The organism is Blastococcus sp. TF02-8 (assembly GCF_003319175.1).
Taxonomy (GTDB): Bacteria; Actinomycetota; Actinomycetes; order Mycobacteriales; family Geodermatophilaceae; genus Blastococcus.
Map to the genome: position 1 here is coordinate 357,650 of NZ_QOHK01000003.1, position 17,821 is coordinate 375,470.

18 protein-coding genes are annotated in these 17,821 nt (G+C 73.7%); 10 read left to right on the top strand and 8 right to left on the bottom strand.

Going from position 1 to position 17,821, the window contains the following annotated elements; translation table 11 throughout:
* A complete protein-coding gene (locus DQ237_RS08745; protein WP_113799195.1) occupies nucleotides 1-813 on the bottom strand; it encodes an endonuclease/exonuclease/phosphatase family protein in 813 nt (270 codons plus the stop codon).
* Between the two features lie 12 nt (nucleotides 814-825).
* A complete protein-coding gene (locus DQ237_RS08750) occupies nucleotides 826-2,490 on the bottom strand; it encodes an alkaline phosphatase D family protein (RefSeq protein WP_113799197.1) in 1,665 nt (554 codons plus the stop codon).
* A gap of 75 nt (nucleotides 2,491-2,565) precedes the next feature.
* Between DQ237_RS08750 and ftsY the strand changes: the two genes are divergently transcribed.
* Nucleotides 2,566-3,750, top strand: coding sequence for a signal recognition particle-docking protein FtsY (gene ftsY, locus DQ237_RS08755; protein WP_113799199.1), 1,185 nt, complete (start codon nucleotides 2,566-2,568; stop codon nucleotides 3,748-3,750).
* 8 nt (nucleotides 3,751-3,758) lie between these two features.
* Here ftsY and DQ237_RS08760 read toward each other — a convergent pair whose 3' ends face one another.
* The 5 genes from DQ237_RS08760 to DQ237_RS08775 all read right to left on the bottom strand — a co-directional run bounded on the left by DQ237_RS08760 (nucleotide 3,759) and on the right by DQ237_RS08775 (nucleotide 7,284).
* Nucleotides 3,759-4,535, bottom strand: coding sequence for a hypothetical protein (locus DQ237_RS08760; RefSeq protein ID WP_113799201.1), 777 nt, complete (start codon nucleotides 4,533-4,535; stop codon nucleotides 3,759-3,761).
* A gap of 210 nt (nucleotides 4,536-4,745) precedes the next feature.
* Nucleotides 4,746-5,495, bottom strand: coding sequence for an energy-coupling factor ABC transporter ATP-binding protein (locus tag DQ237_RS08765; protein ID WP_113799203.1), 750 nt, complete (start codon nucleotides 5,493-5,495; stop codon nucleotides 4,746-4,748).
* Nucleotides 5,492-6,274, bottom strand: a complete 783-nt coding sequence (gene cbiQ, locus DQ237_RS08770) for a cobalt ECF transporter T component CbiQ (protein ID WP_113799205.1) — start codon at nucleotides 6,272-6,274, stop codon at nucleotides 5,492-5,494. The genes DQ237_RS08765 and cbiQ overlap by 4 nt, the downstream gene beginning before the upstream one ends.
* Nucleotides 6,275-6,586 (bottom strand): PDGLE domain-containing protein, encoded by a 312-nt coding sequence (locus DQ237_RS19900; RefSeq protein WP_205730128.1) that lies wholly within the window; start codon nucleotides 6,584-6,586, stop codon nucleotides 6,275-6,277.
* Nucleotides 6,583-7,284, bottom strand: coding sequence for an energy-coupling factor ABC transporter permease (locus DQ237_RS08775; RefSeq protein WP_205730129.1), 702 nt, complete (start codon nucleotides 7,282-7,284; stop codon nucleotides 6,583-6,585). Before DQ237_RS08775 ends, DQ237_RS19900 begins: the two co-directional genes overlap by 4 nt.
* 233 nt (nucleotides 7,285-7,517) lie before the next feature.
* Between DQ237_RS08775 and DQ237_RS08780 the strand changes: the two genes are divergently transcribed.
* The 8 genes from DQ237_RS08780 (at nucleotide 7,518) to DQ237_RS08810 (ending at nucleotide 16,687) form a co-directional block, all read left to right on the top strand.
* Nucleotides 7,518-8,849, top strand: coding sequence for an ammonium transporter (locus DQ237_RS08780; RefSeq protein ID WP_113799207.1), 1,332 nt, complete (start codon nucleotides 7,518-7,520; stop codon nucleotides 8,847-8,849).
* Nucleotides 8,846-9,184, top strand: coding sequence for a P-II family nitrogen regulator (locus DQ237_RS08785; protein ID WP_113799209.1), 339 nt, complete (start codon nucleotides 8,846-8,848; stop codon nucleotides 9,182-9,184). The genes DQ237_RS08780 and DQ237_RS08785 overlap by 4 nt, the downstream gene beginning before the upstream one ends.
* Before the next feature lie 109 nt (nucleotides 9,185-9,293).
* Nucleotides 9,294-11,681, top strand: coding sequence for a [protein-PII] uridylyltransferase (locus tag DQ237_RS08790; protein ID WP_113799211.1), 2,388 nt, complete (start codon nucleotides 9,294-9,296; stop codon nucleotides 11,679-11,681).
* A 68-nt stretch (nucleotides 11,682-11,749) separates the two neighbouring features.
* The gene (locus tag DQ237_RS08795) at nucleotides 11,750-11,941 is read left to right on the top strand and encodes a hypothetical protein (protein ID WP_113799213.1); all 192 of its coding nucleotides are present in this window, start codon (nucleotides 11,750-11,752) and stop codon (nucleotides 11,939-11,941) included.
* Between the two features lie 69 nt (nucleotides 11,942-12,010).
* Entirely contained in the window at nucleotides 12,011-13,579 is a 1,569-nt protein-coding gene (ffh, locus tag DQ237_RS08800; protein ID WP_113799215.1) for a signal recognition particle protein, read from the top strand.
* Nucleotides 13,576-14,661, top strand: a complete 1,086-nt coding sequence (locus DQ237_RS08805) for an amidohydrolase family protein (protein WP_113799217.1) — start codon at nucleotides 13,576-13,578, stop codon at nucleotides 14,659-14,661. Before ffh ends, DQ237_RS08805 begins: the two co-directional genes overlap by 4 nt.
* Before the next feature lie 61 nt (nucleotides 14,662-14,722).
* On the top strand, nucleotides 14,723-14,893 hold the full coding sequence (locus DQ237_RS19705) for a hypothetical protein (protein WP_166509548.1): 171 nt from the start codon (nucleotides 14,723-14,725) through the stop codon (nucleotides 14,891-14,893).
* A gap of 45 nt (nucleotides 14,894-14,938) precedes the next feature.
* Nucleotides 14,939-16,687: a proline--tRNA ligase gene (locus tag DQ237_RS08810; RefSeq protein WP_113799219.1), complete on the top strand. Its 1,749-nt coding sequence runs from the start codon at nucleotides 14,939-14,941 to the stop codon at nucleotides 16,685-16,687.
* A 77-nt stretch (nucleotides 16,688-16,764) separates the two neighbouring features.
* Here DQ237_RS08810 and DQ237_RS08815 read toward each other — a convergent pair whose 3' ends face one another.
* Nucleotides 16,765-17,184: a VOC family protein gene (locus tag DQ237_RS08815; RefSeq protein WP_205730130.1), complete on the bottom strand. Its 420-nt coding sequence runs from the start codon at nucleotides 17,182-17,184 to the stop codon at nucleotides 16,765-16,767.
* A gap of 153 nt (nucleotides 17,185-17,337) precedes the next feature.
* Here DQ237_RS08815 and rpsP point away from each other — a divergent pair, with 153 nt between their 5' ends.
* Nucleotides 17,338-17,820: a 30S ribosomal protein S16 gene (rpsP, locus tag DQ237_RS08820; RefSeq protein ID WP_113799221.1), complete on the top strand. Its 483-nt coding sequence runs from the start codon at nucleotides 17,338-17,340 to the stop codon at nucleotides 17,818-17,820.
* The last annotated feature ends 1 nt before the right edge of the window (nucleotide 17,821 follow it).

The window sequence follows — 17,821 nt, forward strand, 5'->3', positions numbered from 1 at the left end:
TCAGACCCCGCTGCGGATCTCGAGGTCGACGACGACCGGGAGGTGGTCCGAGGCGCCCTCGGCGTCCAGCACGGAGGCGCCGGCGACGCTCACCCCGGAGGAGACCCAGACCTGGTCGATGCGCCGGTGCGGGGAGCGCGCGGGGTGGGTGTTCCCGGCCTCGGTCTGCCAGAACTTCCAGCCGGCCTGGTCGTCCCGCGCACGGGCCAGGGTCCACGCGTCGGTGAAGCGCTGCCGCAGCACGTCCAGCTCGGGGGCGTCGGGCGCGGTGTTGAAGTCGCCGACGAGGACACCGGTCTCCATCGACTCGGTGTGCAGGTCGGCCAGCGCCTGCACCTGCGCCGCACGCTCGTCGGCAGAGCGGGTGGTGAGGTGGGTCGCGGTCACCCAGAGTGCTGCCCCGTCGAGCTCGACCATCGTGCGCAGCGCGCTGCGTGGCTCGCCGGTCCCGGGCAGCCGGTGCACGTCGCTGATGAGGATCGGCAGGCGGGACAGCAGCGCGTTGCCGTACTGCCGGCTCGGCTCGTCGGCCGGGTGCCGTGCGGCCGGCCCGCGGTCGATGGCCGGCCCCCAGGCGAGCTGCATGTCCAGCGCCCGGGACAGCAGGAGCGCCTGGTCGACGTCCTCGCTGCGGGCCCCGAAACGGCGGTCGACCTCCTGAAGGCAGATGATGTCGGCGTCCACCGACGCGAGCACCTTGGCCAGCCGGGGCAGGTCGTGCCGCTCGTCGTCGCCGACGCCGTGGTGGGTGTTGAACGTGACCAGCCGCACCGGGATCGGCGGCTGGTCGGGGCCCGGGGCAGGCTTGGTCACCGCTCCACCCTCTCAGGCATCCGACAGCGGCATGTCCAGGACCTCGACCAGCCGGTCGTCGTCCACCCCGTCCTTGCCGGTCACCGACAGGACGAAGCGCGCTTCCCGGCCGTCCAGCACCAGCTCACCGACCTGGTTGCCGAAGAACGGCCCGGCCTGCTTCTCCCACTGCAGCTCCGAGGGCTCGGCCCGCGCCCGGCGGGCGAGCCACTCGCCGAAGGAGCGCGCCCACCGGCTCCACCCGATCCGGAAGCCGGCCCGGATCGGGTGGGGGGCCTGGTTGTGCAGCGGGGACACCGTCAGCTGGTGCACCCGCGACCCGAGCCCGCCGGGGTGGACGAGTTCGGCGGCGTAGGCGTGGTGGACGTCGCCGGACAGCACCAGGGCGGTCGAGGGAGGGCGCCCGTGCTCGCCCCGGGCGACCGCGACCAGGGCCCGGCCCAGGCGCTCGAAGGAGTTGCCGAACGCCGCCCAGTGCTCCAGATCGGCCGCCTGCCGCAGCTTCTCGGCCAGCCGCCCGCGGCGGCGGCCGTGGTGGCGGACGGCGAGGGTCTCGTTCCAGCGCTCGACGGAGTGGATCGCGTGGGGGAGCAGCCAGGGCAGCGAGGTGCCGACGACGAGGTGCTCGACGCCGTCGGTGACCGCCTCGCGCATCGCGGCCTCGACCCAGTCGAACTCGTCGTCGTCGAGCATCCGGCGCTCCGACTCCTGCAGGACCCGGCCGGCGCGGCTGTCGACCATGATCAGCCGGGCGTCGCCCCAGTGCCGCACGTAGCTCCAGCGGACGCCGACGGGTTCGGCGTCGGCCCGCTCGGCCATCGCCCGGAGCAGCGGCTCGGCGTCCGAGTCCTCCGGCAGGGCCCGTACCGCCTGCCACGTCTCGTTCTCGGCGAGCTCCCGGGGGCTGAGGTTGCCCAGGTGCTGGTAGACCCAGTAGCTGGCCAGGCCGCCGGTGATCCGGTCGGTCCACCACGCCTGCCGGGTCGTCTCGTCCCGCCAGGCCGCCGAGGTGTTCCAGTCGTCGATCATCTCGTGGTCGTCGAAGATCATCGAGGACGGGATCGTCGAGAGCAGCCAGCGGACCTCGGCATCTCGCCAGGACTCGGCGTAGAGCCGGGTGTACTCCTCGAAGTCGGCTGCCTGCGCGCCCGGGGCGGCGTCGAGATCACGGCGGGCGGCGAACTGCTCGCGCATGGAGTCGGTGATCTCGTCGGCGTAGACCTGGTCGCCGAGCAGGACGAGCGCGTCGGGCCAGCGGTCCTCCGGGAGACCGGCGACGTGGACGGCGTACCGGTCCAGGGCGTCGGGCGGTACCCCCTCGGAACGCGGAACGGTGCGGGGGCTGGCGTAGCGGCAGGAGCCGAAGGCGAGGCGGAACGCGCCGGGTCGGCCGGGGGTGCGGATCCGGCTGGGCGGGAACGGGGAGTCCTCGGGCGGCCAGACCTGCGTCCCGTCCAGGTGCACCTCGTAGGGGGTCACGCTGCCCGGCTCCAGGTCCTCCACGACGACCAGTGCGTAGTGGTGGCCGGCGACGGAGAAGGTGCGGGCCCGGCGGCCGAGCACGGAGACCTCGCAGGGCCGGTCGACCTCGACCCAGAGCGTCGCGGAGACCGGGTCGACGTGCCGTAGCAGGGGTCCGAGCAGGAGGGTCGGGGCGGACCGTGCGGGAGGCGGCATGGGCACAGCCTCCCGCATGCGCCCGGACGCCGGTCCGCCCGTCACCGCCGACAGGGGGCTGGAAGACTCGCGCGCATGGAATTCGTGCTGATCGCGATCGCGATCCTGGTCGTCGCGCTGATCACCGGGGTCGGGCTCCTCGTCGGCCGCGGACGGCGGACCATGCGGCTGGAGGACGACGCCGCGGCCGGCACCACCCTGACCCGGCCGCGTCCCACGCCGACCGCCCCGGCCCCCGCCCCCGACCAGCCCGACGCCGTGGTCCCCGAGGCCCCGCCGTCGGTGGAGCTGCCGCCGGCGACTCCCGAGCCCGGTCTGGTCTTCGACACCCCGCTGCCGTCAGCCGGCCGGCTGGTGCGGCTGCGCTCGCGGCTGGCCCGTTCGCAGTCCTCGCTGGGCCGCGGGCTGCTCACGGTGCTGGCGCGCGAGAAGCTGACCGAGGAGGACTGGGAGGAGGTCGAGGAGACGCTCCTGGCCGCCGACGTCGGCATCGCGGCGACCACGCAGATCGTCGAGCGGCTGCGCACCCAGTCGATGGTGCTGGCCACCGCGTCGGGAGCCGATCTGCGCGAGCTGCTCGTGAACGAGCTGACCGGCGTCCTCGGACCGGACCTGGACCGCACGCTCGGCACCGAACGTCACGAGGGCCGGCCCGGCGTGGTGCTCGTCGTCGGGGTCAACGGCGCGGGCAAGACGACGACGGTGGGCAAGCTGGCCCGCGTCCTGGTCGGCGACGGCAGGAGCGTGATCCTGGGCGCGGCCGACACCTTCCGTGCTGCCGCCGCCGACCAGCTGGAGACCTGGGGCGAGCGGGTCGGCGTGCTCACCGTCCGCGGCCGTGAGGGTGGCGACCCGGCCGCGGTGGCCTTCGAGGCGGTCCGCACGGGCGTCGAGGCCGAGGTCGACACCGTCGTCGTCGACACCGCCGGACGGCTGCACACCAAGTCGGGGCTCATGGACGAGCTGGGCAAGGTCAAGCGGGTCGTGGAGAAGCAGGCCCCGGTCACCGAGGTGCTGCTCGTGCTGGACGCGACGACCGGTCAGAACGGCGTCGTGCAGGCGCGGGTGTTCACCGAGGCGGTCACCGTCACCGGCGTGGTGCTCACCAAGCTCGACGGCACTGCGAAGGGCGGGATCGTCGTCCGGGTGCAGCAGGAGCTCGGCATCCCGGTGAAGCTGATCGGCCTGGGGGAGGGCGCCGACGACCTGGCGCCGTTCGAGCCGCGGGCGTTCGCCGAGGGGCTCATCGGCGACATGTGAGCGGGCGGTCAGCGGCAGACCGGGACGTCGAAGTCGGTGTTGTGCAGGGTGGGTCCGCCCTTGACGTCACCGTTCATGAAGGAGTTCGCCGGTGACCAGCGGCCGGCCCACTCGTCGGTCTCGATGAGGTACCAGAAACCGTCGGGGCTGACGCTGGGGATGCTGGGCGCGTAGTACCGGCAGCGCACCTCGACCGTGGTGTCCGGTGGGATCTTCTGCGCCTGGCCCTGCAGTGTGCGCGGGTCGGCGAAGGTGTTCGCCCCGAGGCTGCCGGTCGTCTCCGGACGCAGCCGGCCGTCGCCGGTGCTCGGCAGCGGCGGGATGGGGTCGGGGCCGTCGTCGCGCAGCAGCAGCGCCGTGGTCGTGCCGCCGACGGCGAGCACGAGCACCAGGGCGGCGACGAGGATCCGGCGCCGGCGCCACCACGGCGGTGGCCCCGGTGTCTCGGGAGCCGGAGCCGGAGCCTGCGCCGGCTCGGTCGCGGTCGCTCCCGCCGGTGTCGGACCGCAGGTCTCCACCAGCCGCGGGGCCCTCGCTGCCTCCGGGTACCCCGGTGAGTTCTCCAGCGCCCAGGCGTCGAGCTCGCGCACCGCGCCGGTGACCGCATTGCGCGGATAGCGGCCGCGGCACCAGTTGTCGAGGGTGCGCGGGCTGACCCGCTTCCCCGAGATCTTGGCCAGCTGGTCCCGGCCGCCGTGCGCGTTGACCAGCCAGGTGATCTGCCGGACGAACGGGTCCTCCACCGGGAGACGGTCCCCGGACGGGCCGGTCGTGGTGCTGGACATGCGTCTCCCGTGCTCCGGAACCCCCGCGACGCGGCGCAAGGTACCGCAAAACCGGAACAGCGTCGGGTCCCGTAGGCCTCGTGCGCGGTATCTCTGAGGAGCCCCGCGGTCCCTGACCACGGCCGCGCGCGGTCCGGCGGGCCCCGGGGGGAGTACCGGGGGAGGCCGGGGGGCGGCAGCGCTACGGGGGTGCTGCCGCCCCACCCGTCCTCAGCCGGCTGCGGAGGGCGAGAACCCGTAGGGCAGTTCGAGCCGGTGCGCGGCGAGCAGCGGGGCGTCGGACAGCAGCTCCGGGGTCGGGCCGTCTGCGACGACCACTCCGCCGTCGAGGATCACCGACCGCGGGCAGAGCTGGGCGGCGTAGGGCAGGTCGTGGGTGACCATCAGCAGCGTCACCGGGAGCTCGTCCAGCACCTCTGCCAGCTCCCGGCGTCCGGCCGGGTCCAGGTTCGACGACGGTTCGTCCAGCACGACGATCTCCGGCTGCATCGCCAGCACGGTCGCGACGGCGACCCGACGACGCTGGCCGAACGACAGGTGGTGCGGCGGGCGGTCGGCCGCGTCGGCCATGCGGACCCGGGCGAGGGCGTCGGCGACCCGTGCTGCGACCTCGTCCTCCGGCAGCCCGAGGTTGCGCGGGCCGAAGGCGACGTCCTCGCCGACGGTAGGCATGAAGAGCTGGTCGTCGGGGTCCTGGAACACCACCCCGACCCGGCGGCGGATCTCGGGTAGCGACCGCTTCGCCACCTCGAGCCCGGCGACGCTGACCCGCCCGCGCCCGCCGCGCAGGATGCCGTTGAGGTGCAGCACGAGCGTCGTCTTGCCCGCACCGTTCGGCCCGAGCAGGGCCACCCGTTCGCCCTGCTCGATGCGCAGGTCGACGCCGAACAGCGCCTGGTGACCGTCCGGGTAGGCGAACGCGAGATCCTCGACCAGCAGGGACGGCGCGGCCGCGGTCACCCGACCAGCGCCCCGGTCAGCAGCACGGCCACGGCGGCTGCGGGGAGCGACAGCGCCAGGGCCCAGGGCCGCGCACCGGCGGGGACGACCCGCCCGCCGGGCATGCTGCCGCTGTAGCCGCGGCTGAGCATCGCCAGGTGCACCCGCTCGCCGCGTTCGTAGGAGCGCACGAACAGTGCTCCCGCCGTCGCCGCCATGACCCGGAGGCCCCGCACGCCGCCACCGGTGAAGCCACGGGACTCCCGCGCCACGCGCATGCGGTGCAGCTCGGAGCCGACCACGTCGGCGTACCGGATCATGAACATGAGGATCTGCACGAGCAGGTGCGGCAGGCGCAGCCGCTCCAGCCCCCGCAGCAGCGACCGCGGCTCGGTGGTCGCCGCGAGCACCGTGGCGGCGAGGATCGACAGGGTCGCCTTGGCGAGGAGGCCGCCGCCCGCGGCCAGTCCGCTCTCGGAGAGCGAGAGGCCCAGCACATCGACCCGGGGCCCGCGTGCCACGACCGGCAGCAGCAGGGCGAAGGCGACGAAAGGGATCTCCACGACCAGCCCGCGCGCCAGCCGGCCGGGGCCGATCCCGGCCGCCGTGGCGACGCCCAGGACGAGCAGCAGGTATGCCGTGTACGCGGCCGGCGCCCAGCCGGCGTGCACCGGGGTGGCGACGACGACGACCGCGAAGCCGAGCACCGCGAGGAGCTTGGCCTGGGGCGGGAGGCGGTGGACCACCGAGGTCCCGGGCAGGTACCGGGCGGTCAGGGTGCCGCCGTGCGTGACGCCCACTCAGCGCCGGCCGGAGGAGGTGCTCCGGCGGCGGACCACCCAGGTGACGCTGCCGGCGAGGCCGAGGGTGACCACCACGCCCACCACACCGGCGACGCCGGCGGACAGCCGGTTCTCCTCGCCGTCGACCAGGTAGTCGGCGAAGGGGGAGTCGGCGGTCGCGCTGTCCTCGGCGCGGTGGGAGAAGCCGGCCTGCTCGGCTGCGTGCTCCAGACCGTCGGGGGAGGAGCTGGCGTACCAGCTCACCCCGCCGGCGACGACGAGGGCGAGCAGGAGCCCGACGAGCCAGAGGGTTCGGCCGCGCCGGCTCACCGGGCCGCCCCGGCAGCCGTGGGACGGCGGTCCTCGAGGGTGGCGGCGGTGCGCAGCCCCCGGGCCCCGTGCACCAGGTCGGGACGGACGGCGAGCACCGCGCCCACGACGGCGACGGTGATGGCGGCCTCGCCCAGCCCGATCAGCAGGTGCACGCCGGCCATCGCGGAGGCCACGGTGCCGACCGGCACGTCGACGGTGCCACCGAGGGCGAACAGCAGGACGAATGCGAGGGCGGCGGCGGGCACCGAGAGGAAGGCGGCTCCGCCGGTGGCGGTGAGCACCCCGGCCCGTGTGCGCGGGAGGACGGCGGCCAGCCCGCGGAAGACGCCGTAGCCGACGACGACGGCCAGCAGACCCATGAGCGTGATGTTGGTGCCCAGCGCGGTCAGGCCGCCGTCGGCGAAGAGCACCGCCTGCACGAGCAGCACGGCCGTCATGCACAGCACCGCCGTCCAGGGCCCCACGAGGACGGCGGTGAGGACGGCCCCGATGAGGTGCCCGCTGGTTCCCGCGGCGATCGGGAAGTTGACCATCTGGCCGGCGAAGACGAAGGCCGCCGTGAGCCCGGCCAGCGGGGCGGTGCGGTCGTCGAGCTCGGTGCGGGCCCGCTTCAGGGCGAGGGCGACCGTGCCCGCGGCCAGCACTCCGGTGGTGAGGGAGGTGGCGGGGTCGAGGAATCCGTCGGGCACGTGCACGGACCGACCTTATTGCACATCGTTCGCAACTGGCTCGGCCGAGCCCCCGGTCGGGTGCGAGCGGGGCCCTGGCCGGGTCAGGCGCAACACGCCCGCAACGCAGCCGCCGGACACGCGGTGCGGAGTTCACCGCGGCGAAACGTCGGACCGCCGTCGCCGGAAACACGTGCCCGGCACGGTGAACGCCACTCGATCCGGGTCGCCCGCGGCCCCGAACACTGGAGGAGGTTGCCGTGGTCAACACCGGCGACACCGCCTGGATCCTCACCAGCGCGGCGCTCGTGCTGCTGATGACGCCGGGCCTCGCGCTCTTCTACGGCGGCATGGTCCGCGCGAAGAGCGTGCTGAACATGATGATGATGAGCTTCGGGGCGCTGGCGCTGATCAGCGTGCTGTGGGTGGTCTACGGCTACTCGATGGCCTTCGGCGACGACGTCGGTGCAGGGCTGCTCGGCGACCCCGGCCAGTTCTTCGGGCTCAAGGGTCTGATGGAGGACGCGACCAGCGAGGGTGGCGGGCTGCCGACCATGGCGTTCGTCGGCTTCCAGGCCGTCTTCGCGATCATCACCGTCGCGCTGATCTCCGGTGCGATCGCCGACCGGGCCAAGTTCGGCGCCTGGATGGTGTTCGCCGGGGTGTGGGCCACGATCGTCTACTTCCCGGTGGCGCACTGGGTCTTCGACTTCAGCCTCGACGAGCACGTCGGCGGCTGGATCGCGAACACGCTGAAGGCGGTCGACTTCGCCGGGGGGACCGCGGTGCACATCAACGCCGGTGCGGCCGGTCTGGCGCTGGCCCTCGTGCTCGGCAGGCGCCGCGGCTTCGGCCGCGAGGCCATGCGGCCGCACAACCTGCCGCTGGTCATGGTCGGCGCCGGGCTGCTCTGGTTCGGTTGGTTCGGCTTCAACGCCGGATCCGCCCTCGCGGCGAACAACACCGCGGCGGTCGCCTGGGTCAACACCCTCGTCGCCACCGGCGCCGCGACGCTCGGCTGGCTGCTGGTGGAGAAGGTCCGCGACGGTCACTCCACCTCGCTGGGTGCCGCCTCCGGCGTCGTCGCCGGTCTGGTCGCCATCACGCCGGCCTGCTCCGCGGTGTCGCCGATCGGGGCGATCATCGTGGGTGCGATCGCCGGCGTCCTCTGCGCGCTGGCCGTGGGACTCAAGTACAAGCTGGGCTACGACGACTCGCTCGACGTCGTCGGCGTCCACCTCGTCGGTGGCCTCTGGGGCACGATCGCGATCGGCTTCGTGGCCGACCCCGACGCCCCCGCCGGTGTGGAGAGCCTGTTCTTCGGCGGCAGCGGCGACCAGCTGTGGCGGCAGGTCGTCGGGGCCGGGGCCGTCCTGCTCTTCTCCTTCGTCCTTACGCTGGTCATCGGTTGGGTGATCCAGAAGACGATGGGTTTCCGGATCACGGAGGAGGACGAGATCACCGGTATCGACAACGTCGTGCACGCGGAGTCCGGCTACGACTTCGCCTCGCTCGGCAGCAGCGGTTCCACCGCCCCGCTGGCCGGCCAGGCTCGCGCAGAGGCCCGTAACAAGGAGAGGACGCCGGCATGAAGCTCGTCACCGCCATCGTCAAGCCGTTCAAGCTCGACGACGTCAAGAACGCCCTCGAGCTGATCGGCATCGCCGGTCTGACCGTGAGCGAGGTCCAGGGGTTCGGCCGCCAGCGCGGGCACACCGAGGTCTACCGAGGTGCGGAGTACCAGGTGGACTTCGTCCCCAAGGTCCGCATCGAGGTGGTCGTCAGCGAGGTGGACGCCGCCCGCGTGGTCGACGCCGTCGTCGAAGCCGCCTCCACCGGGCAGATCGGCGACGGGAAGGTGTGGGTGACGACGATCGACGAGATCGTGCGCGTCCGCACCGGGGAGCGCGGCGACGACGCGCTCTGAGGCCGGGAGCAGCTGAGGACGTCGGCCGGGAGCGGACCACCGTCACCCGGCCGGCGTCCTCGCGCACCTGCCCACGTCCCACGCACGTCCGACACATCGAGGGGGAGCCGTGCTGGACACCGAGGCGCTGCCGCGGCTCGGCCGGGCCGAGCGGGTCGCCGTGCTCGACGAATGGCTGACCGGGCTGCTCGGCGAGGCCGTCGGTGGCACCCCCCAGCCGAAGCAGCGCCGGGGCGGTCCGCCGCCGCGCACCGGGACCGAGGGGATCGCCCTCGTCGCGGTCGGCAGCCTGGGCCGCCGCGAGCTGCCGCCGCACGGCGACCTCGACCTGGTGCTCGTGCACGAGGGGCGTCCGGAGATCGCGGCCATCGCCGACGCGCTCTGGTACCCCGTGTGGGACGCCGGCCTGCGGCTGGACCACTCGGTGCGCTCGGTGTCCGAGGCGGTGTCCGTGGCCTCGACCGACGCGAAGGCCGGGCTGGGGCTGCTCGACGCCCGGCTCGTCGCCGGGGACGCGGAGCTAGCCGCCCGGCTGCGCAGCGCCACGCTGGCCAGCTGGCGCCAGCACGCCTCGCGGCTGCTCCCGCAGCTGCGCGACATCCGCCGGGAGCGGGCGCACCGGCTCGGCGAGCTGGCCTTCCTGCTGGAGCCTGACCTCAAGGAGGCCTACGGCGGCCTGCGCGAAGGGCAGGTGCTGCGCGCCACCGCGGCGGCGCAGGTGGCCGACGAGCCCAGCGCCGAGGCCGAGCAGGCCTACGCCTTCCTCCTCGACGTCCGCGACGAGCTGCGCGCTCGCAGCGGCCGCTCCGGCGACGTGCTCGTCCGCCAGGAGCAGCGTCCGGTCGCCGAGGCACTGGGCCTGGCCGACGAGGACGTCCTCCTCCGCGAGGTCAGCCTCGCCGGACGCCGGCTGGCGTTCATCGCCGACGAGACGTGGCGGCGCGTGGAGGCCGCGCTCGTGCGGCGTCCCCGGGGCCGCTACCGCCGGGTGCGCCGGGAGCCCCTCGCCGAGGGGGTCGTCCGCCAGGGCGACGAGGTGGTGCTGGCCCGGGACGCGCGACCGGCAGCCGACCCCGGTCTCGTGCTGCGCGCGTCCGCCGCCGCGGCCCGGGCCGACCTGCTGCTCTCGCCCTACACGCTCAAGGTGCTGGCCGTGCACAGCCCGCCGATGCCCGAGCCGTGGCCACCGGAGGCGCGGTGGTCGTTCCTGCGGGTGCTGGCCAGCGGGCGCTCGGCCGTCCGGGTGCTGGAGCAGCTGGACCAGGAGGGGTTGCTGTCCCGCCTGCTGCCGGAGTGGGACCGGGTGCGCTCCCTGCCGCAGCGGCACCCCTGGCACCGCTTCACCGTCGACCGGCACCTCGTGGAGGCCGCCGCGGCCGCCAGCGAGCTGACCCGCGACGTCGACCGCCCCGACCTGCTCCTCGTCGGGGCCCTGCTGCACGACATCGGCAAGGGCTACCCGGGCGACCACAGCGTGGTGGGGGAGCCGGTGGCCGCCGAGATCGCGACCCGCATGGGCTTCTCGCCGGCCGACGTCGCCACGCTGGCGACGCTCGTGCGCCACCACCTGCTCCTGCCGGCGACGGCGACCCGGCGCGACATCGACGACCCGGCGACGATCGAGCGGGTCGCCGACACGATCGGCCGCGACGCATCGGTCCTGCACCTGCTGCACGCGCTGGCCCAGGCCGACGGGGCGGCGACCAGCGCCTCGGCGTGGTCGCCGTGGAAGGCGCACCTCGTCGCCGGCCTGGTGGCGCGCGTGCAGGGCAAGCTCGGCGGCGGCCCCGTGATCGCCCCCGAGCCGGTGCTGAACCCGACCGGCGCCCAGGTCGTCGCCCCGCTGCCCGACTCCGCGGACGCCGCCGGGGCCGTGGCGGTGGGGATCCAGGACGTCGCCGACGGCCAGCAGGTGACCGTGCGCGCGCCCGACCGGCCGGGGCTGCTCAGCACCTGCGCCGGCGTGCTCGCGCTCAACCAGCTCGACGTCCGCGCCGCGAAGATGACCGTCGAGGACGGCTACGGGACGGGCGTGTTCGCCGTCCGGCCGCGGTTCGGCCGGGCGCCGGTTCCCGAGATCCTCGCCGACGCGGTGCGGGCCGCCCTGGAGGGGACGCTGCCGCTGGCCGACCGCCTGCGGCAGCGGGAGGCCGACTACCGCCAGGACGGCGGCCGGACGGCGCCGCCGCGCATCTCCTGGCACAACGGCGAGGTGAGCGGGACGGCGACCGGCATCATCGAGGTGCGGGCGGCCGACCGGGCGGGGCTGCTGTACCGGCTCACCGCGGCGATCACGGGGGAGGGGCTGGACGTGACGTCGGCCCTGATCGAGACCCTCGGCGCGGACGCCGTCGACTGCTTCTACGTGTGCAACCCGTCGGGTTCCCCGGTCGAGCCGGAGCAGCGCCGCCGGGTCGACGACGCCCTCGTGGCGGCCACGCTGGGAGTCGCGGCGGATCCGCTGGACACCGCCGACACGCCGGGTCGCCTGCGGTGAACTGTCGGTAGGCCGTGCGAACGTCGGGGAACCGGGACGGAACGGTCCCCCTGACGAGAGGAGCCTCCGTGGACACGCGACTGTGGCCCTGCACCCCGTGCGGGGAGATCACGGTGTTCGTCCAGCCGCCGTGCGCCGACGGTCACACCGACGACGGCGGGGAGTGCCCCGAGTGGGCCTGCGCCGACTGCGGCTCGGCCGTGGTCATGGGAGAGCCGGCCGTGGCGGGGGACGTCGTGCGCGCCCGCATCGCCGCCTGAGCGCACTCGATACCCTGGGGTCAGGTGGTGCGGGTTTCCCGCGCCCGTGACTTCTGCTGAGGACGTGCTGTGTTCGAGACCCTCTCCGACCGCCTGGACAAGGTCTTCACCGGCCTGCGTGGCAAGGGCCGGCTCACCGACGCCGACATCGACGCCACCGCGCGCGAGATCCGCATCGCGCTGCTCGAGGCCGACGTCGCCCTGCCCGTGGTGCGGGCCTTCATCGACGCGGTCAAGGAGCGCGCCCGCGGGGCCGACGTCTCCCAGGCGCTGAACCCGGCGCAGCAGGTCATCAAGATCGTCAACGAGGAGCTCATCGCGATCCTCGGCGGCGAGACCCGCCGCATCCGGCTGGCCAAGCAGTCGCCGACGGTGATCATGCTCGCCGGCCTGCAGGGTGCCGGTAAGACGACGCTCGCCGGCAAGCTCGGCCGTTGGCTCAAGGAGCAGGGCCACACCCCGCTGCTGGTCGCCGCAGACCTCCAGCGGCCCAACGCCGTCAACCAGCTGTCCATCGTGGCCGGTCAGGCCGGCGTCGACGCGTTCACCCCGGAGCCCGGCAACGGCGTGGGCGACCCGGTGCAGGTGGCCCGCGACTCGATCGAGCACGCGCGCCGCACGATGCACGACGTCGTCGTGGTCGACACCGCCGGCCGGCTGGGCATCGACGCCGAGCTCATGCAGCAGGCCGCCGACATCCGCGACGCCGTCCGGCCCGACGAGACGCTGTTCGTCGTCGACGCGATGATCGGCCAGGACGCGGTGAACACCGCACAGGCCTTCGCCGAGGGCGTCGGCTTCTCCGGCGTCGTGCTCACCAAGCTCGACGGTGACGCCCGCGGTGGTGCGGCCCTGTCGGTGCGGTACGTGACCGGCCAGCCGATCATGTTCGCCTCGACCGGCGAGAAGCTCACCGACTTCGACGTCTTCCACCCCGAGCGGATGGCCTCGCGCATCCTCGGCATGGGTGACGTGCTCACCCTCATCGAGCAGGCCGAGAAGACCTTCGACGCCGAGCAGGCCGAGCGGATGGCCGGCAAGCTCGCCTCCCGCGAGGGCTTCACGCTCGAGGACTTCCTCGAGCAGATGATCGCCATCCGCAAGATGGGGCCGATCGCCAACCTGCTCGGCATGCTGCCCGGCGCCGGTCAGATGAAGGAGCAGCTCAAGCAGCTCGACGACCGGGAGCTCGACCGGATCACCGCCATCATCCGCTCGATGACTCCGGAGGAACGGGTCAACTCCAAGCTGATCAACGCCTCGCGGCGGGTCCGCATCGCCAACGGCTCGGGGCGCAGCGTGACCGACGTCAACCAGCTGCTGGAGCGCTTCGCGCAGGCCCAGAAGATGATGAGCCAGATGGCCGGGAGCATGGGCCTGCCGGGCATGGGCCCGATGTCGAAGAAGCAGCGCGGTCGCCAGCAGCAGGCGCAGGCCGCCCGCGGCAAGGGCAAGAAGGGCAAGGGCAAGGCCAAGGGTGGTCCGGCGCGGCGTCCCGTGGGCGCTCCGGGACTGCCGCCGGGTCTCCCGGGAGGCAACCCCTTCGGGAGCGGCATGCCGGGGCTGCCGCCCGGTCAGGGGCTGCCCGACCTCAGCAAGCTGAACTTCGACCAGTTCAAGGACCAGCAGGGCAAGTGAACGCACCCGCGCTCCACCTCGCCGGTGTGGTGCTCCCCGAGGGGGAGCACCGGGACGTCTGGGTGCGCGAGGGGCGGTTCACCTTCGAGCCGGTCCCGGGCGCGGAGACGGTCAGCCGCGGTGGCTGGATGGTCCCCGGGCTGGTCGACGCGCACTGCCACGTGGGGATCCTGCGCGGGGGCGGTCACGCCGAGGACCTCGCGGAGGCGCGGGCCCAGGCGATCGTGGAACGCGATGCCGGCGTGCTGGCGCTGCGCGACTGCGGCTCGCCGGTCGACACCCGGGCCCTGGACGACGACCCGGACCTGCCCACCATCATCCGGGCCGGGCGGCACATCGCGCGCACCCGCCGGTACATCCCCGGCCTCGGCATCGAGATCGAGCCCGAGGACCTGGTCGAGCAGACCCGCGTGCAGGCCCGGCGCGGCGACGGCTGGGTGAAGCTGGTGGGGGACTGGATCGACCGCTCGGTCGGCGACCTCGCACCCGAGTGGCCGGCGGACGTCGTGGCCGCGGCGATCGCGGCCGCGCACGAGGAGGGGGCGCGGGTCACCGCGCACACCTTCGGCACCGACGCGCTGCCGGCGCTGATCGAGGCGGGCATCGACTGCATCGAGCACGGCACGGGGCTGACCGAGGAGCTCATCGGCGAGATGGCCCGCCGGGGCACCGCCGTCGTCCCGACCCTGGTGAACGTGGAGAACTTCCCGGGGTTCGCGGAGGCGGGGGAGAAGAAGTTCCCCACCTACGCCAGCACGATGCGGCGGCTCTACGCCAACTCCGGCGCCGTGGTGCGGGCCGCGTTCGAGGCCGGGGTGCCGGTGTTCGCAGGCACCGACGCCGGGGGCGGCATCGACCACGGCGTGATCGCCGACGAGATCCGCGCGCTGTGCGAGGCGGGCATCCCGGCCGAGGACGCGCTGGCCGCCGGCTCGTGGAGGGCGCGGGAGTGGCTGGGGCTGCGGGGAATCGAGGAGGGCGCGCAGGCCGACGTCGTCGTCTACGACACCGACCCGCGGGCGGACCTCCAGTCGCTACAGCGACCGCAACGAACGATCCTCCGCGGCCGCGTCGTCGCCTGAGCCGTCGCTACAGCGACTGGAACCAGCTGCCGACCCGGCCCACGGCTGGTTGACTCCTCGCATGGTGGAGCCACTGCCGGAACCGGACCCGCTCATCGACCCGACCGAGCCGGCGCCCGACGACCCGGGCGAGCTGCTGCCCGACACCCCGGACACGCTGCCGCCACCGCCGATCGAGGCCACGCCCGACGACCCCGGCGGCGATCCGGGTGGCGTCCCCGAGCCCGCCTGACGGGCCGTCGCGGTCTCAGGTGCTCCCGCCTGGGAGACTGCTCTCGTGCTCCTTCGCATGTCGACGCTGTTCCTGCGCACCCTCCGCGACGACCCGGCCGACGCCGAGGTCGCCAGCCACCGCCTGCTCGCGCGGGCCGGCTACATCCGCCGGGCCGCTCCGGGCGGGTTCACCTGGCTGCCGCTGGGCTTCCGCGTGTTCCGCAACGTCGAGCGGATCGTCCGCGAGGAGATGGACCGGATGGGCGCGCAGGAGGTGCACTTCCCGGCGCTGCTGCCGAAGGAGCCCTACGAGGCGACCGGCCGCTGGACCGAGTACGGCGACAACCTCTTCCGCCTGAAGGACCGCCGCGGTGTGGACCACCTGCTCGGGCCCACGCACGAGGAGATGTTCACGCTCCTGGTCAAGGACCTCTACTCGTCGTACAAGGACCTGCCGCTCTCGCTCTACCAGATCCAGACCAAGTTCCGGGACGAGGCGCGTCCCCGGGCGGGCCTGCTGCGCGGCCGCGAGTTCACGATGAAGGACAGCTACTCCTTCGACGTCGACGACGCCGGTCTGGACAAGAGCTACGCCGCGCACCGCGACGCCTACATCCGGATCTTCGACCGCCTGGGCCTGGAGTACGCCATCGTCTCGGCGATGTCGGGCGCCATGGGCGGTTCGAAGAGCGAGGAGTTCCTCCACCCGACCGAGATCGGCGAGGACACCTTCGTCCGTTCCGCCGGCGGCTACGCGGCGAACGTCGAGGCCGTCACGACGGTCGTCCCGGACGGGATCCCGCTCGAGGGCCTGCCCGAGGCGCACGTCGAGGACACTCCCGACACCCCGACCATCGAGACGCTGGTCGCCGTCGCGAACGAGCTCTTCCCCGACGCGGGCTACACCGGGGCCTCGACGCTGAAGAACGTCGTCGTCACGCTGGTGCAGCCCGACGGCACCCGTGAGCCGCTGGTCATCGGTCTGCCCGGCGACCGCGAGGTCGACGCCAAGCGCCTCGAGGCGCAGGTCGCCCCGGCCGAGGTCGAGGCGTTCACCGAGTTCGACAAGCACCCGGCCCTGGTGAAGGGCTACATCGGCCCGCAGGTGCTCGGCGCCGAGAGCGAGTCGGGCATCCGCTACCTGGTCGACCCCCGCGTGGTCAGCGGGAGCAGCTGGATCACCGGCGCCAACGAGCCGGGCAAGCACGTGTTCGACCTGGTGGCCGGCCGGGACTTCACCTGGGACGGCGTCATCGAGGCCGCCGAGGTGCTGGCCGGTGATCCCGCGCCCGACGGCTCCGGCCCGCTGGAGCTCGCCCGCGGGGTGGAGATCGGCCACATCTTCCAGCTGGGCCGCAAGTACGCCGAGGCGCTCGACCTCAAGGTGCTCGACGAGAACGGCAAGCTCGTCACGGTCACCATGGGCTCCTACGGCATCGGCGTCTCCCGCGCCGTCGCCGCCATCGCCGAGTCCACCCACGACGAGCTGGGCCTGGTGTGGCCGCGCGAGGTCGCCCCTGCGGACGTGCACGTCGTCGCCACCGGCAAGGACGCCGCCGTGTTCGAGGCCGCCGAGGCGCTGGCCGCCGAGCTGGTCGCCTCGGGTCTCACGGTGCTCTACGACGACCGGCCGAAGGTCAGCCCCGGCGTGAAGTTCAAGGACGCCGAGCTGCTCGGCATGCCGACGATCGTCACCGTGGGCCGCGGCCTGGCCGAGGGCGTGCTGGAGCTGCGCGACCGGAAGACCGGTGAGCGCGAGGAGATCCCGGTCGACGGCGCCGCCGCGCGCGTGGTCGCCGCCGTCCGCGGCTGAACTCCGTTGCCCCCTCCGTGATCATGAAGTCCGGGACGCGCCACGCCGGTCGACGGCCGCGTGTCGCTTCCCGAGCTTCATGATCGCGGGCGGTGGGGGTCGGCGACGAGTTCGACCTCGTAGCCGTCGGCGTCCTCCAGGTAGGCGGCCCGGTGCTGCGGGCCGCCGGCGAACGGGTGCCGGTCGGCGAACAGAAGCGTCCAGCCGTGCTCGGGCGCCTCGGCGACCAGGCCGTCGAGCTCGGCGGCGGAGCCGGCCCAGAACGCCAGGTGGTTGAGGCCGGGGGCGCGGCGCTCGTGCCGGTCGCCCACCTGGGCGGGGGACTGTTCGACGACGACGTACACGCCGTCGTCGCCCCAGCGCCAGGAGCGGCCGTGCTCCCAGGACTGGTAGGGCCGGGCGCCCAGACGGTGCAGGAGCCACCCCCAGGACCGCTCCGCGCGCGGGAGATCGGGCACCCACAGCTCGATGTGATGCAGCGGTCCGCTCCTGGCCACAGGTCTCCTCCGTCGATCTGGCATCATGGTCGGTCGAACACGGCGGTGGCGGCCCTCTCACCGGCACGGTCGTGTCCATCGCTCCGCCCCGGCGCAACCCCACACGCCGCCCGGCGAGCAACCACACAGCGTTCGAGGAGAACACCACACACCGTGGCCACCAAGATCAAGCTCATGCGCCTGGGCAAGATGCGCGCCCCGTACTACCGCATCGTCGTCGCCGACGCCCGCACCAAGCGTGACGGCCGCTCGATCGAGACGATCGGCAAGTACCACCCCAAGGAGGACCCCTCGTTCATCGAGGTCGACTCCGAGCGCGCGCAGTACTGGCTGGGTGTCGGCGCGCAGCCGACCGAGGCCGTCGCCGCCATCCTCCGGGTCACCGGTGACTGGCAGAAGTTCAAGGGCGAGCCGGCCCCCGCGCCGATGAAGGTCGCCGTGCCCAAGCCGGACAAGAAGGCCCTCTACGAGGCCGCCGTCCGTGCCGGCATGGACGAGCCCACCACCGAGGCGACCACCGCCAAGAAGAAGGCGGCGCCGAAGAAGGCCGCCGCGGCCGAGGCCCCGGCCGACGCTCCTGCTGCCGACGCCGCTCCGGCCGCCGAGGCCGCCCCGGCCGAGACGCCGGCCGAGTAAG

Coding starts and splice junctions, on each gene's coding strand:
- DQ237_RS19705 (WP_166509548.1), top strand. CDS start 14,723: ATGGTGGAGCCACTGCCGGAACCGGACCCGCTCATCGACCCGACCGAG.
- DQ237_RS08785 (WP_113799209.1), top strand. CDS start 8,846: ATGAAGCTCGTCACCGCCATCGTCAAGCCGTTCAAGCTCGACGACGTC.
- DQ237_RS08750 (WP_113799197.1), bottom strand. CDS start 2,490: ATGCCGCCTCCCGCACGGTCCGCCCCGACCCTCCTGCTCGGACCCCTG.
- ftsY (WP_113799199.1), top strand. CDS start 2,566: ATGGAATTCGTGCTGATCGCGATCGCGATCCTGGTCGTCGCGCTGATC.
- DQ237_RS08760 (WP_113799201.1), bottom strand. CDS start 4,535: ATGTCCAGCACCACGACCGGCCCGTCCGGGGACCGTCTCCCGGTGGAG.